Here is a 13,971-nt window from a genome sequence, read left to right as displayed (position 1 = left end):
CATCAATTGATGCGAAGCTTGAAAGTCCGACTGCTCAGTTCCACACCGATTGCAGCCGCTCGATACTTTCACGCGTTTCGCGCTCCAGTTGCGCCATCAGTTCGCCGGCGGGCAACGAACGCGCGAGCGGCGCGGCCTGGCCCGCCCATTGTGCGCCGTAGCCGAACTCGCCCTTGGCCTTGGCGGCTGCATTGAGCGCCTTGCCCGCGTCATAGGTGATCGGATAGGACGGCGTGCGCGGCGCTTGCGGATCCTCGCCGAGCGCGGTGAATCGATTGACGATGCTGCGCGCGAGGCGCCCCGAAATGGCCGACGTGAACGTTGTAGAGCGTGCCGCATCGCTGAGCAATGCGCGGCGATAACCGTCGTCGATCGAGGTTTCCGGACACGCGACGAAGGCCGTGCCCAATTGCGCCGCCTGCGCGCCCAGCGCGAGCGCGGCCGCGATGCCGGCGCCGTCCATGATGCCGCCCGCCGCGATCACGGGCAGGTCGAACTCGCTCACCACGAGACGCGTCAGCGCGAACGTGCCGAGGCGCTCGTCGCGCCCGCTCGTGTCGAACACGCCGCGATGACCACCCGCTTCGACGCCCTGCGCGACGATCGCATCGACACCCGCCTCGACGGCCGCCGCCGCTTCGTCCAGACTGGTCGCGCTCGCGAGCAAACGGATCCCCGCGTGCTTCAGTTGCGCGATCACCGCATCGGGCGGCAAGCCGAAATGGAAGCTCACGACGGCCGGCTTCTCCGCGAGCAGCATCGCCTGCATCGCGGTGTCGACGACGAAGCTCGTGTAGATCTCGGAGAGCGCTTGCGGCGGCGTCGCGCCGTATTGCCGGAACACCGGTTCGAGCCAGTCGAGCCATGCACGCTCGACGGCGGCATCGGGCGTCGCCGGGCGATGGCAGAACACGTTGATGTTGAACGGCTTCGTGGTTAGCTCGCGGGTCTGCTGGATCGCGCGGCGCGCGTTCTCCGCGTTCATTGCGGCAACGCCGAGCGAGCCGAGACCGCCGGCGTTCGACACCGCGGCGGCCAGCGCCGGCGTGGTGACGCCGGCCATCGGCGCCTGAATGATCGGCTTGTGGATGCCGAGCGTGCGCAGCAATGCGCGATTGTCCGCTTGAGTGCTCATGTTCCCTTCCCACTGGATGCGTTAAAGGTTCGATGCGGCTGCCAGCTTGCCAGCCGCTCAGGCCTCGGCGCGACGGTGCGCCCATCGCGCGAGGCCGCCACAGGCGATCAGCAGCGCACCGGTCGCGAAGAACACCGCGTGCAGCCCGAGATGAACGCCGATCACGCCGCCGATCACCGGCCCCACCACCTGGCCGCTGAATTGCGCCGATTGCAGATAGCCGAGCAGGCGCCCTGTCTTGCTTTCGTCCACGGATTGCCGCGCCAGCTTGCCGATCGACGGCAACAGACCCGCGAGGGTCATGCCCATCAACACCCGCAAACCCGCCAGCTGCCACCACTGCGTGACGAACGCTTGCGGCACCATCGCCAACCCGGTGAGCACGAGGCAGACAACGATCACGCGCCAGCTTCCAAACCGGTCGGCCAGCGCGCCGAGGCGCGCCGCTGTCAGCATGCTCCCGAGCGCCGAGCATGCCATGACCACGCCAGCAACGCGAGCAAGATGCGGCGCGCTCACGCCGAGACCACCGATATACACGGTGATGATCGGCTCGATCGACATGTTGGCGAGCAGCACCATCATCGCCGTCACGAGCAGCGCGGCCACCACCGCATAATTGGCGCGGCGCACGGGTGCGTCCGCGGTGCCGCGCGCGTGGGCTTTCGCGTCGCTGGCCGGGTGAAACTCTTCTTTCACCAGGAAGATGGTCAGCAGCGCCGCCGCGGCGATCATCGCGCCGCCCGCGAAGAACGTGCCGCGAATGCCGATCCAGTCCGGCAGCACGCCGCCGACGAGCGGCCCGACCAGGTTGCCGGCGAGCGCGCCCGTCGACAGGATGCCGAGCGCCCAACCGGCGCGTTCGCGCGGCGCCTGGGTGCCCACCATCACCGTGGATGCGGATGCATAGCCGCCGACCAGACCGGCGATCAGACGCAGCCCGACCAGTTCGTAGACATTGTGCGCCACGCCGATCAACGACATCACCACGGCCATACCGATCGCCGCGCGAACGAGCATCGGCTTGCGGCCGTAGCGGTCGGCCAGACGCCCCCACAGTGGCGCGGTGAGCGCGGTGCCGAGGAAGGTCGCGCCGAACGCGATGCCCGACCACTGGATCACCGCGGACTGCGAACTGACGCCGAGTTGGCGCACGTAGAGCGGCAGGAACGGCAGCAGCATGCTCAGGCTCACGAGCGTCGTAAACGAGCCGAATACGCAGACGATCAGATTGCGCCGCCAGTACTGCACATTGCGCTCCGCGTAGCCACGCGGCCGCGCGTCGTGCTGTGCATGCGGCGGCACCAGCGCCGCCGGTGAAGAAGAGACCGTGGAATTCATTTTGCGCTCCGTGCGGCAAACAGATCGATGGCGAGTGCGAGCAGAAGTGCCACCGCGCCAATCGCGTAAAGCACCAGATAATTGCCGCCGCTCGAAGAGAACACGAACGAAAGACCGTAAGCCGCCAGCGCCTGCATCACCGCGAAGCTCGTCGTTGCGCGGCTCCATGCGCCCTTGACGGCGGACGGATGGTGCACGAGCAACTCGTTCACACGACCGAGCGCGAGCGGCACGATGCCCGGCGTGAACGCGCCCACGACAAAGGCAGACACCATCAACCCCGCCGACCCGAACAAGCCTGCGGCCGGAATCGCGACCGCCACGGCCTGCACCAGATACGCGACGCGCAGCGCGCGGCCGAAACCCGCGCGATCGGCGAGATGCCCCGCCGCGAGCGGCCCGACGATCGCGCCCAGGCCGTACAGCACCCAGAATTCGGCGCCCGCGTCGACACCGCGGCCGAGCCCGCGCGCCACGAAGTCGACGAGGAACAGCATGTGCGGCACGAGTCCCACGGCGTTCAGGCCATACTCGGCGTAGAGCGCGCGCAGACCGGCCCGCGGATAGGCAGGCGCCCTTTCGAAGCGCGCATGCGCGGCGGCGTGTGTGGGCGCGGCGTGCTCGGGCCAGCCGTTCCAGGCCACGGCGCTCAGCAGCAGCGAAACGGCCGCGAGCCCAAGCCACGTAGTGGTGAGCCCCTGTCGCAACAGAATCGGCACGATCGTGCCCGAAGCGGCGATGCCCAGACCGATGCCCGTGAAGATGCCGCCGCTCGCGAAGCCCCGGCGCGCTGCCGGCACGTGCGCGAGGATGGTGGGCGCGGCGAGCACCATCAGTGCGCCGCCCGAGATCCCCGAGGCCAGCCTCCAGACGAAAAACCACAGGAACGAGACAGGCACCGCGCAGGCCACGAAGGCGATGGTCGCGAGCAGCATCATCGCGCGCAGCACGGTGGCGGGTTTCGCCACGCGGACCATCGCGCCCGCCAGCAGCGCACCGGCCAGATAGCCGCCGAGGTTCGCCGCGCCGAGATAGGCCGCGGTCGAAGCAGGAAACCAGTGCGCGCCGATGATGGCCGGCAACAGCGGCGTATACGCAAAACGCGCGAGACCGATGCCGATCAGGCTCGCGCTGGCCCCGGCGAGCGTGCCTCGCCAGACGTTGTAGCCGGCCGGAGCGGCCGGGTTCGAGACGGCTTGCTGCATGACGACACCCATGGACCCGTGCTGTTAAGCACCTGATGAATATGGGGCCTAGTGTATTTCGGTTCGCCTCGCGCGAGAATCGCCGCGCTGCGGAAGTCATTCTTCCGCGCAGCGATCGAATCAGCGTCGATCGATGTCGGTGATCTGCTGGGCCTGCTCGAAATACTCGCGCAGCAACGGCGCGGCGAAATCGACGAAACTGCGCACCTTCGGCACCGCCAGGCGCCCGTGCGGCGTCACCAGATTGACGGGCAGCGGCGCATGCTCGCTGTCGCGCAGCACGATTTTCAGCGCACCGGCCTTGACCTGCTCGGCCACGTGATAGGAGAACAGCCGCGTGACGCCATGCCCGGCCACGGCTGAAGCCAGCGCCGCGCGGATCGTATTGACGATGAAGCGCGGCGTGAAGCGCACGACCTGCGGCAGCGCCGTTTGACGCGCGGCCGGAAAGCTCCACGAGTCGAGCCCGAAATGCGTCATCGAAATGATCGGATGGCTGGCGAGATCGGCGGGCGCCACGATGGCCGGATGCGTGGCGAGATAGTCGGGCGAAGCGACCACCACCCGCCTCACCTCGCCCACCGGAATGGCGACGAGTGTCGAGTCCTGCAGATGGGCGATGCGCAATGCGACGTCGATGCCTTCGTCGATCAGGCTCACGGGCCGGTCGAGCAGGTGCAGGCGGATCGACGCCTGCGGATGGCGATCGAGAAACGCGTCGACGATCGGGCGCAGCACCTCCTCGCCCACGGCCACCGCCGCCGTCACGGCAAGCAGGCCGCGCGGCGCGGAGCGCTCGTCGGCGGCGAGCAGGTCCGCCTCCTCCAGATCCGCGAGGATGCGCCGGCACGCCAGCGCGTAGCGCTCGCCCGCTTCGCTCAGCCGGATCGTGCGCGTGGTGCGGTGTAGCAGCGGCGTGCCCGCGTGCGTCTCCAGAAACGCGATGGCCCGGCTCACCGCCGCCGGCGAGCGGCCGAGGCGGCGGCCTGCGCCCGCCAGACTTCCCTCGTCGAGCGTGGCGACGAATACCTTCATCGCGTCGATACGGTCCATGGCGTGTCTGGTTTTCAGATTGGGGTGTCGGAGGCCCCGCGATCTCTTGGGTCGGTGAATGCCGGCACGATCTTAGCGGAATACGCGAAGCGTCAGCGTGGCCGTTTGTTCTTTTACGGCCTGATCGAGGTCAAGCGCCCAGGCCACCGCTTTCGCGCGGGCGCTGCGCGACCGATGATCCAGATCAAGAGCCCGGCGCCCACATCCGCTGAAATGGTCGTGTGCGACGCCTAGTACGGGCGCCACGGCAACGGAGGAACCATGAATCTGACCTTTCTCGGTGCAACCGAGACCGTCACTGGGTCGAAGTATCTGCTGGACGAACCAGGCTTGCGCATCCTCGTCGATTGCGGGCTGTTTCAGGGCCCCAAGAACCTGCGGCTGCGCAACTGGGCGCCTCTGCCGGTGCCGGCCGATTCGATCGACGCGGTGATCCTGACCCACGCCCATCTCGACCACAGCGGCTATCTGCCGTTGCTCGCGCGAAACGGCTTTCGCGGTCCCGTCTATTGCACGCCCGGCACCGCCGCGCTGTGCGAGATCATGCTGCCCGACAGCGCGAAGCTGCAGGAAGAAGGAGCGGAGTTCGCGAACCGCCACGGCTTCTCGAAGCATCGGCCGGCGCTGCCGCTGTACACGCAGGACGACGCGCAGCGCGCGTTGCATCTGCTTGCGCCACGCCGCTTCGATACGCCCGTCGAAATGCCGCATGGGCTGTGTTTCCGGTTCCTGCCGTCAGGGCACATCCTCGGCGCGGCGAGCGTCGTCATGTGCCGCAATCACAAGGTGCTGGCGTTTTCCGGCGACGTGGGCCGTCCCGAAGACCCGATCATGCGCGCGCCCGCGCCGCTCGCGCACGCCGATTACCTCGTCGTCGAGTCGACCTACGGCGACCGCCTGCATCCGGACTCGAATCCGCGCGACGAACTAGAGCGGCTCTTCAGCCGAACCTTCGCCAAAGGCGGCTTGGTGGTGATGCCGTGCTTCGCGGTCGGCCGCACGCAGGAAATCCTTTACTACATCGCGAAGCTGAAAGAGACCGGGCGCATGCCGCACGTGCCCGTATATCTGGACAGTCCGATGGCGACCAGCGTGACGGACGTGTATCGCAGGCATCTGGCCGAGCATCGCCTGACGATCTCCGACGCGACTGCGATCGACAAGGCCGCGATCATGGTCAGAAGCGTCGATCAGTCGAAGGCGATCGCGTCGCATCACGGTCCGATGGTGATCATCGCCGGCAGCGGCATGGCGACCGGCGGGCGCGTGCTGCATCATCTGCGGCTCTATGCGGACGATCCGCGCAATACGATCGCACTGGTCGGCTACCAGGCGGCCGGCACGCGCGGCGCGGCGCTGGCGGCCCACGAGCCGTCGATCAAACTGTTCGGCGAATACGTGCGGGTGCGCGCGAACGTCGAATCGATCACGTCGCTGTCCGCGCATGCCGATTACCGCGAATTGCTGCACTGGCTGTCGAGTCTGACCGACGCGCCCACCCGCACCTTCGTCACGCATGGCGAACCCGCCGCGGCCGATGCGATGCGGCGGCGCATCGTGGAGACGCTCGGCTGGCCCTGCGAGGTACCCGTCTACGGGCAAAGCGTCGAGCTCGGGCAGATGTAATCCCGGCAGGCGCCCGCCCGGGCAGTCAGGTGCAGAACCTGAAAAATCCGCTGTGCAGCAGCACCGGCTTGGCGCCGACCTCATCGAGCAGCCGTTTGGCGGCCTGTTCGATCTGGAAACGGTGCGCAAGGAACGCTTCGACCAGATCGTCTTCGCGCAGCGAGCGCGCGCCGAAATGATCTTCGAGCGCCTCGGCCGTGATCGCGCACTGCACGGCCCGATCGTCGACGAGCGCAGGAAACGCCAGCACCAGATCGCGGGCGCAGTATTCGGGCATGCAGGATGGAAAGGAAATGTGCATGGTGACGCCCCCTTACGGGCATGAAGTAGCGCATCGGCGGATGCGAGGTAACGCATGCGCCGCGACGTTTCCAGCGTGGTTTCCAGCTTAGTCACACCAATCACGGCGAATTTGACTTACGTCAAGGCGGTATCCCGCACGCTCCAAGGTGGCGCCGCAGGCCGCGGTCCTGTCAGCGCGACGGGTCATTCGCCCGTGTGCGCGTCGCGCAACCCGCCTGCGCGTCGCTGCGACGCGCGGCGGCGTCGATGGTCTGGCGCAACGCCTTCAGTTCAGCATGCAGGCGCACGATTTCATCGTTCAGATGCTTGATGTCCCGATGCATCTCGCGCCGCAGCGCCCTCTCCTCTTTGCCAATGAATGCCGCGGCAATGCTCGCGAAGACCAGCGACAACATGCCGTAGCCGAGCAGCACGACGAATGCCGCGAAGACACGCGAGGCGGGCGTGGTCGGCGCGATGTCGCCATAGCCCACGGTCGCGCTGCTCTCGAACGCAAGCCAAAGCCCCTCGGAGTACGAATGCACGCGCGGTTCGAGCCAATAGAATCCGGCACCGGCCATCGCGAGCACGAGCGCGCCGGCGAGCAGCAGCCACATCAGACGGTTCGGCGTGACGAACTCACGCAGCGACAGCACGATGCGCAACGCGACGACCGCCATGAACGACAGCCGCAGCAGCCATTCGACCGGCTGCCACGGCGGCGTGCCGAAGCCGATGCTCAGCGCCGCGCCGAGCGCGATCAGCAGGTCCAGCCAGTTGTTCGCGAGCAGCGTCTTCGGCCGTCTGCTCAGATGGGCCAGCCACGTGAACGACAACGCAAAGCCGGCGAACATGCTTAGGTACAGTGTGCGCGACAGGGTCAGCGCAAACGCGCTGGGCACAGTCAGTTCGACATAGAACGCGGGGATCGCGCAGAAGCTCAGCGCGCACAGCCCCCAGCGCAGCCGGCGCCATGCCCGCACGGCGCGCGGGCCGTCGTGCGCGCTTGCGCCGCCCAATCCGTAGCCGCCGAGGCCGTGGTCGATCATGTGGTCAGTCATCGCGCGTATCGCTTCCGGCCTGTCGGGTTTCGCGCGATACCGTCCCGGCGCCGCAAACGCACCCGGGCCGCGCGATCGCTCGAGTGTTCAGGCTCGCAGCGCCCCGTCTACGAGGCCTCGATCAACACCTTCAGCGCGCGCGTGCTCGCGGCGCTGGAGAACGTTTCGTAAGCCGAAAGAATATCGTCGAGCCGGAAGCGATGCGTGATCAGACGCGTGGGATCGATCCGCCCCGCCTTGACCGTCTTCAACAGCATCGGCGTACTGACGGTATCGACGAGACGCGTCGTGATCGCGATGTTGCGATCCCACAGCTTTTCCAGATGCAGATCGCACTTGACGCCATGCACGCCGACGTTCGCAATGGTGCCGCCCGGCGCGACCAGCTCCTGGCAGAGTTCGAACGTCGCCGGAATGCCGACCGCTTCGATCACGCAGTCGGCGCCTGCCGATTCCGTCAGCTGCAGCACTTGCGCGACCGCGTCGGTGTGCGCATTGTCGATGCACGCGGTCGCGCCGAAACGCTGCGCGACCTCGAGCCGGTTGGCGTCCGGATCGATCATGATGATCTGCGCCGGCGAATAGAATTGCGCGGTCAACAGCGCCGCGAGCCCGATCGGCCCGGCGCCGACGATCGCGACCGTGCAGCCCGGCTGAACCTTGCCGTTGAGCACCCCGCATTCGAAGCCGGTCGGCAGAATGTCGGACAGCATCACGAGCGCCTCTTCGTCGAGGCCCGCTGGAATTTGATACAGACTGCTCTGCGCATGCGGAATGCGCACGTATTCGGCCTGCGTGCCGTCGATCCGGTTACCGAGAATCCAGCCCCCCGTCGTGCAATGCGAATACATGCCACGCCGGCAGTAGTCGCAGCGGCCGCACGAGGTGATGCACGAGATCAGCACGTGATCGCCGGGCGCGAGCCCGCTCACCGCCTCGCCGACCTGATGCACGACACCGACGCCTTCGTGGCCGAGAATGCGGCCCGGCTCGCAGGTCGGCACGTCGCCCTTGAGAATGTGCAGATCGGTGCCGCAGATCGTCGTGCGCGTGACTTTCACGATTGCATCGGTGGGCACCGTGAGTTCGGGTATCGGCCGTTCGTCGAGCGACTTTATGCCGGGACCGTGATAAACGAGTGCTTTCATGTCGGACTTCTCCTGTGACCGGAATGAAACACGATGCGAGCCGGCAGACGTGTTCGCGCCTCGACCAGATCGAGTCATGCGTCGGCTGGCGGTGGCGGAAAATAATGCGGCACGCGCTTACATCATGCGCGTGGGCATGGCGGGCGGCTTGATCTGGGTCAAGCATCGACGGATCAGACTCGTTTCATGAAAGGGTCGCGAGTCGGCGTCCCCATTCCCTAATATCACTGCCATTTATTCAGAACAGCATTTTCTATCGATTTGTCCGATCGACCGAGCCGCCGTATGCTCGGCTCAAATGCGCGAACCCTCGAACCCGAAATCGACGGCGGCGCCCCACGAAACAGCCCGAATGCGCAAGGAGACATCTGAACCCGGCAAGCCAGGGCCATCCCGGGCTTGCTAACAGGCTTTCGTCCCTGCATCCTTCGCACTGAATTAACCGACGCACCGGTCGGTTAATAAGCAACCTGTGCGTCGTTCACCGATCGGCCCGCGATTTATCCGCAAACCATCATGCAGCTCGAGAATCACACTTTTACCGACGCCGGCGAACACGCCGCGATGCTTTCCGGCTGGGAACAGCAGTATTTCCAGCTCGATAGCGGGCCGTTTCAAGGTCGACTCCAGCAGGTCGGCGTCGACGACATCCACGTGTTCTACGAATCCGTGAATCGCCGCGTCGTGCAGCAAGGCAGCACGCCGAGCGACATGCTCGTGTTCGGCATCGTGCTCGACACGAACTCGCCCGTCACCTTCGCGGACCGCTCCGTCAGCGCGGATTCGATGATCTGCGCACGCGCCAGCCGCGAGTTCTTCCTGCATTTTCCGGGTGAAACCGAGCTCCTCGCTCTCGGCGTGAAGTTGCCGTTCCTGGCCGACTATCCGGAGCTGGCCGCGCGGCTCGAAACCCGTCTGTCCAGCAAGACTTCCGTGCTTCCGCTCGCGCCCGGCGCGCGTGAGCAGTTCATCGCGATGTGGCGCTACGTGACCGACGAGGCGTTCGCACTGAACGCGTGCGCGCCGTCCGAACTCGCGCGGCGCCGCGTCTCGGCACAGATTCTCGACATGCTCGACACACTGGTCGACGACGGCGTGCGCGACGAAAAGACCGACATCACGTGGATGTCGCAGAGCGACGTGGTCGCACGCGCGCACGAGATGATCCTCGCGCGCCCGCTGGAGCCCGTGACCGTGCAGGAGCTGTGCGAATCGCTGCGGATCAGCCGGCGCACAGTGCAGACGAGCTTTCGTCTGGTGACCGGCAAATCGCCGGTCGAATACATGCGCGCGATACGGCTGAATCACGTGCGCCAGTTGCTGCGCAAATCGTCGCCGGTCGAGCTGACCGTGCGCGATGCCGCGCAACGGTGGGGCTTTTTTCACTCGGGACACTTCACGCAGGACTATCGCGAACTGTTCGAGGCGATGCCGTCGGACAATCGCCAGCGTTAGGCCAGCGCGAGGCCAGCGCTAGGCGAGATGGATCGAAAGGCGAAAGGTGAAGTGGATCGAAAAGCCGGGGCACGTCCCCGGCTTTTCGCTGTCTGCGCCCCCGCTTTTACCTATTCCCCAGATACTCTTCGACAGCCGAGGTCGCATAGTCGATCAGCACCGGCGTCAGCGCCTTCGCGGTATCCGTATGCTTTCTTCTGTGCACCCAGCCCAGATACGTCGTGCTGCGCGCGGCCATGAACAGCGGCAACTGCCGCAACTGCTCGTCGGGCAACGGCCGATGCAAGCGATAGCCGGCCACGAATGCCTGCATGGCCGTATCGAAGAACGGCTCGCCGCGGATGAAGTACAGCGAGGTCGCCACGTCGAACAGATGCCAGCCAAAGCCCGCATCGTCGAAATCGATCACGCGCACGCGCTCGCCGTCCACCAGCACGTTCTCCGGCACCAGATCGGCGTGGATCAGGCCGAACTGGCCGACGTCCTTGCCATTGGTGCTCAGGTCGGTCCAGATCGCCTCGCGCGCGCGCTCGAACAGACGCCGCTGCGACGCGCCCAGTTGCTCCAGTTCCCAGTAGCGTCCCCACAACGGCTCGTCGCCCGCCAGCCCGTGTTCGCACCAGCTATGCCGTCTGAAGCCGTCGGGCGCGCGCCACGCGCTCGTATGGTTGTGCATGCGCGCCGCGATGCCGCCGAGCACGCGATAACGCTGCGCCACGTCGCCCTCGCCGCCGTCGAGGCCCGATTCGAGCGCGCCCAGCTGGCGCCCGTCGACCCATTCGAGCACGTCGATCTGGCGGCCCGCGGGCAGCTCGTCGGTGTGCACGCGCTCGAACGGCCGCCCTTCGCGCGAGCTCACCACCCGCGGCACCTCGATGCCGGCGCCGGCGAGCGCGCGCATCCATTCGAACTCGGAGTGGAGCGCCGCGTCGTCGTGATAGCCGAGCCGGTGAATGCGCAGCACGGCGCGCCGGCCGTCCCGGGTATCGACGCGAAACACTGCGTTCTCGCGGATCTTGATCGGCGCGATGATCGGGTCGTCGAGATCCCAGAGCCCAAGCGCCTGGGTGGCGAGACGTTGCAGCGCGAACGCGTCCTCCGACGCGCGCGCGTCTTCTGTACGTGTCATGGCGGGTCCTGTCAGAGGGAGCGGAGCACGGCGTCGAGCGTGTCGATCAGCTGATCGGCGTGGGCCGTCGCAAACGGCATCGGCGGGCGGATCTTCAGGATGTTGTCGTGCACGCCGATCCGGCTGATCAGCACGCCGCGCTCGCGCATCGCATTGACGACGCGGCGCGCCACGCCGCCAGCCGGCGTCTTCGCCGCCCGGTCTTCGACCATCTCGAGCGCGAAGAACAAGCCGCTGCCGCGCACGTCGCCGATCGCCGGATGTTTCGCCGCGAGCCCGCGCAGCTTGTCGAGCACGTATTGGCCGACGCTCTGCGCATTGCGCTGCAGACCTTCGTCGGCGATCACGTCGAGCACCGCCATGCCGGCCGCGCACGAGACCGGGTTGCCCGCGAACGTGTTGAAGTACATCGGATTGCGCTCGGCGAAGTCCTCCATCAGCTCGCGGCGCGCCACCACGCCGGCAAGCGGATGGCCGTTGCCCATCGGCTTGCCCATCGTGACGATGTCGGGCGTCACACCGAGCTTCTGATGCCCCCAGAAATGCGAGCCGAAACGCGCGAAACCGCCCTGCACTTCGTCGGAAATGTAGACGCCGCCCGCGCGGCGCACCTTCTCCACGGCGCGCGCCAGATAACCCGCCGGGACGTCCGGCAGACCCTCGCACGACAGTCCCGAGCACATCAGCAGGCCGGCGACGCGCACGCCGTCGGCCGCGAAAGCGTCGATGGCCGCCTGCACTTCGCTCGCGTAACGATCCGCGAGTTCGTCCTCGCTCAGCTCGCCGCGCTCGCGATACGGGTCGATGACCGGAATCGTGCGCACGTAGCGCCCGCGCTGCTCTTCGGTCGACAGAAACGAGCTGACCTGCACCACTGCCGCCGTGTTGCCGTGATACGAATGCGCGGTGCAGATGATGCCCATGTTGCCCGTGCATTCGCGCGCGATGCGCAATGCGAGCTCGTTCGCTTCGCTGCCGGTGCAGCAGAACATCACCATCGGCAGCGACGCGTCGAACGTCGATACGAGCCGCTCGCCATACGCGACGATGTTCTCGTGCAGATAGCGCGTGCTCGTGTTCAGCTGCGACGCCTGCCGCGCGATCGCGTCGGTCACGCGCGGATGGCAGTGCCCGACATGCGGCACGTTGTTGTACGCGTCGAGATAGCGGCGGCCGTTGGCGTCGTAGAGCCAGACGCCCTCGCCGCGCACCAGATGCAGCGGCTCGTCGTAGAACAGCGGCGCGCGTTTGCCGAGCACGCGGTAGCGGCGTTGCAACAGATCCTGATCAGGCATGAGGCGTCTCCGTGACCGGGGCGGCGTCGGCGTTCGTGCTGGCCTCGCGCAGCATCAGCGCGTGACGGCGCACCGGGAGGTAGATGAGGAACCAGCTCGCGACGAACAGCGCGACACCGGAGCCGATGACTTTCGAATAGCTGCCGGACGCGATGACCGAGGCGGCGAGCGCGGGACCGGTCGCGAGACCGATCATCTGCATCGCGGTCGCCGCGAGCACCATGCGCCCGCGCCGGTCGAACACGGCCATCGCCGACAGCAAGGCCGGCTGGGCCACGTTCCAGAAGAAGTTGTAGACGCAGACGACCAGCGCGAAGATCGCGAAGCTCGTGTGCGTGGTCAGCAGAAGCAGGCACAACGAACCGCCGAGCACGCTCGCCGTGAGCGCGCGCGAGCGGCCGATGCGCGCGCCGAATGCACCGAATGCCCACGCGCCGAGCACGCCCATGAACTGCGACAGCGTCAGCGCGTTGGCGACCTGCTGCTCGCCGAGGCCGTCGTCGGTGCCGATCAGGAACAGGTACGCCCACACGATGCCCTGCGCGACGAAGTACAGCAGCATCGCGAGCAACGCGGATGCTTTCGCGAGCGTGGGCAGCTCGATCGCGTTCGCGTCGGAATGCGGCGCGCTCTCGCCGCCACGCGGCAGAAAACGCACGAACGGCAGCACCAGCAACGGAAACGCGGCGAAGAAGAACAGCAGCAGCTGCATGCCGCCGAGCTCGAACGCGCTCGGCACGAGCCACAATCCCAGCGCGCCATAGATCATCACCCACATGATCATGTAGCCGAAGTTGCGCTCAGGGTTCGCGGTGAGCCCGACCGCCGCGAAACTCAGCGAGATCAGGCCGCCCGCGCCGACGCCGACGAGGAATCGCCACACCAGAAAGACGCCATGATCGGGCGTGAACGCGGAGGCCGCGTTACCGGCCGCCATCAGCAGGATCGACAGCACGATCACCGTGCGCCAGTTCACGCGCTTCGCGACGAGCGGCAGCAGGATCGAGCTCAGCGCGATGCCCCACACCTCCACCGACGCCGCGTAGCCCGCCGCCACCGCGTCGAAGCCGAGGTACTTGACGAAGCCCTCGACGACCGCGGGCTGGACGATGAACACTTCCGGCCCGACTACGCCCGCGAGGATTGCCACCCACAGGCGTGCCCGGGAATTCGAATCCGTCTGTTCGCGCATGTCGCTGTCCCGCAGATCGACTGATGACGTATTCATGGTGCGTTGACCC

At 66.6% G+C, this 13,971-nt stretch carries 12 protein-coding genes; 2 read left to right on the top strand and 10 right to left on the bottom strand.

The features are described from left to right. Positions 1 to 34: 34 nt before the first annotated feature. The 4 genes from L0U84_RS08540 to L0U84_RS08525 form a co-directional block, all read right to left on the bottom strand. Positions 35 to 1,135 carry an NAD(P)H-dependent flavin oxidoreductase gene (locus L0U84_RS08540; RefSeq protein WP_233849235.1) on the bottom strand — a complete coding sequence of 367 codons (1,101 nt, stop codon included), beginning with the start codon at positions 1,133 to 1,135 and terminating at the stop codon, positions 35 to 37. A 57-nt stretch (positions 1,136 to 1,192) separates the two neighbouring features. Next, positions 1,193 to 2,476 (bottom strand): MFS transporter, encoded by a 1,284-nt coding sequence (locus tag L0U84_RS08535; RefSeq protein WP_233849234.1) that lies wholly within the window; start codon positions 2,474 to 2,476, stop codon positions 1,193 to 1,195. Continuing rightward, on the bottom strand, positions 2,473 to 3,681 hold the full coding sequence (locus tag L0U84_RS08530; protein WP_233851979.1) for a YbfB/YjiJ family MFS transporter: 1,209 nt from the start codon (positions 3,679 to 3,681) through the stop codon (positions 2,473 to 2,475). Before L0U84_RS08530 ends, L0U84_RS08535 begins: the two co-directional genes overlap by 4 nt. 120 nt (positions 3,682 to 3,801) lie before the next feature. Further along, positions 3,802 to 4,734 (bottom strand): LysR family transcriptional regulator, encoded by a 933-nt coding sequence (locus L0U84_RS08525; RefSeq protein ID WP_233849233.1) that lies wholly within the window; start codon positions 4,732 to 4,734, stop codon positions 3,802 to 3,804. 261 nt (positions 4,735 to 4,995) lie between these two features. On the opposite strand from L0U84_RS08525, the gene L0U84_RS08520 reads away from it, so the two are divergent. Further along, the gene (locus L0U84_RS08520) at positions 4,996 to 6,360 is read left to right on the top strand and encodes an MBL fold metallo-hydrolase RNA specificity domain-containing protein (RefSeq protein WP_233849232.1); all 1,365 of its coding nucleotides are present in this window, start codon (positions 4,996 to 4,998) and stop codon (positions 6,358 to 6,360) included. Between the two features lie 25 nt (positions 6,361 to 6,385). Here the strand turns inward: L0U84_RS08520 and L0U84_RS08515 are convergent, their stop codons facing one another. From L0U84_RS08515 to L0U84_RS08505, 3 genes are all read right to left on the bottom strand, one after another. Beyond that, positions 6,386 to 6,661 carry a DUF1488 domain-containing protein gene (locus L0U84_RS08515; protein WP_233849231.1) on the bottom strand — a complete coding sequence of 92 codons (276 nt, stop codon included), beginning with the start codon at positions 6,659 to 6,661 and terminating at the stop codon, positions 6,386 to 6,388. 172 nt (positions 6,662 to 6,833) lie between these two features. After that, positions 6,834 to 7,703 carry a potassium channel family protein gene (locus L0U84_RS08510; protein ID WP_233849230.1) on the bottom strand — a complete coding sequence of 290 codons (870 nt, stop codon included), beginning with the start codon at positions 7,701 to 7,703 and terminating at the stop codon, positions 6,834 to 6,836. A gap of 107 nt (positions 7,704 to 7,810) precedes the next feature. Then, positions 7,811 to 8,851, bottom strand: coding sequence for a zinc-dependent alcohol dehydrogenase family protein (locus L0U84_RS08505; RefSeq protein WP_233849229.1), 1,041 nt, complete (start codon positions 8,849 to 8,851; stop codon positions 7,811 to 7,813). Between the two features lie 516 nt (positions 8,852 to 9,367). Between L0U84_RS08505 and L0U84_RS08500 the strand changes: the two genes are divergently transcribed. Next, complete coding sequence (locus tag L0U84_RS08500; protein WP_233849227.1) at positions 9,368 to 10,306, top strand: helix-turn-helix domain-containing protein; 939 nt, start codon at positions 9,368 to 9,370, stop codon at positions 10,304 to 10,306. Between the two features lie 106 nt (positions 10,307 to 10,412). Here the strand turns inward: L0U84_RS08500 and L0U84_RS08495 are convergent, their stop codons facing one another. The 3 genes from L0U84_RS08495 to L0U84_RS08485 are packed head-to-tail and all read right to left on the bottom strand — an operon-like array spanning position 10,413 to position 13,958. Next, entirely contained in the window at positions 10,413 to 11,435 is a 1,023-nt protein-coding gene (locus tag L0U84_RS08495) for a phosphotransferase enzyme family protein (RefSeq protein WP_233849225.1), read from the bottom strand. A gap of 11 nt (positions 11,436 to 11,446) precedes the next feature. Beyond that, complete coding sequence (locus L0U84_RS08490; protein WP_233849223.1) at positions 11,447 to 12,730, bottom strand: aspartate aminotransferase family protein; 1,284 nt, start codon at positions 12,728 to 12,730, stop codon at positions 11,447 to 11,449. Beyond that, the gene (locus L0U84_RS08485) at positions 12,723 to 13,958 is read right to left on the bottom strand and encodes an MFS transporter (protein WP_233849221.1); all 1,236 of its coding nucleotides are present in this window, start codon (positions 13,956 to 13,958) and stop codon (positions 12,723 to 12,725) included. The genes L0U84_RS08490 and L0U84_RS08485 overlap by 8 nt, the downstream gene beginning before the upstream one ends. Positions 13,959 to 13,971 lie beyond the last annotated feature (13 nt).

Origin of the sequence: Paraburkholderia sp. HD33-4, assembly GCF_021390635.1 — a bacterium.
GTDB lineage: Bacteria > Pseudomonadota > Gammaproteobacteria > Burkholderiales > Burkholderiaceae > Paraburkholderia.
The sequence above is the reverse complement of the archived record's forward strand: the minus strand, read 5'-3'. Positions and strand labels throughout refer to the sequence as shown.

What these genes read in the sequence shown, in the direction of transcription:
- L0U84_RS08520 (WP_233849232.1), top strand. Translation starts at nt 4,996, where the DNA reads ATGAATCTGACCTTTCTCGGTGCAACCGAGACCGTCACTGGGTCGAAG.
- L0U84_RS08485 (WP_233849221.1), bottom strand. Translation starts at nt 13,958, where the DNA reads ATGAATACGTCATCAGTCGATCTGCGGGACAGCGACATGCGCGAACAG.
- L0U84_RS08495 (WP_233849225.1), bottom strand. Translation starts at nt 11,435, where the DNA reads ATGACACGTACAGAAGACGCGCGCGCGTCGGAGGACGCGTTCGCGCTG.
- L0U84_RS08500 (WP_233849227.1), top strand. Translation starts at nt 9,368, where the DNA reads ATGCAGCTCGAGAATCACACTTTTACCGACGCCGGCGAACACGCCGCG.
- L0U84_RS08525 (WP_233849233.1), bottom strand. Translation starts at nt 4,734, where the DNA reads ATGGACCGTATCGACGCGATGAAGGTATTCGTCGCCACGCTCGACGAG.
- L0U84_RS08510 (WP_233849230.1), bottom strand. Translation starts at nt 7,703, where the DNA reads ATGACTGACCACATGATCGACCACGGCCTCGGCGGCTACGGATTGGGC.
- L0U84_RS08540 (WP_233849235.1), bottom strand. Translation starts at nt 1,135, where the DNA reads ATGAGCACTCAAGCGGACAATCGCGCATTGCTGCGCACGCTCGGCATC.
- L0U84_RS08505 (WP_233849229.1), bottom strand. Translation starts at nt 8,851, where the DNA reads ATGAAAGCACTCGTTTATCACGGTCCCGGCATAAAGTCGCTCGACGAA.
- L0U84_RS08530 (WP_233851979.1), bottom strand. Translation starts at nt 3,681, where the DNA reads ATGCAGCAAGCCGTCTCGAACCCGGCCGCTCCGGCCGGCTACAACGTC.
- L0U84_RS08490 (WP_233849223.1), bottom strand. Translation starts at nt 12,730, where the DNA reads ATGCCTGATCAGGATCTGTTGCAACGCCGCTACCGCGTGCTCGGCAAA.
- L0U84_RS08535 (WP_233849234.1), bottom strand. Translation starts at nt 2,476, where the DNA reads ATGAATTCCACGGTCTCTTCTTCACCGGCGGCGCTGGTGCCGCCGCAT.
- L0U84_RS08515 (WP_233849231.1), bottom strand. Translation starts at nt 6,661, where the DNA reads ATGCACATTTCCTTTCCATCCTGCATGCCCGAATACTGCGCCCGCGAT.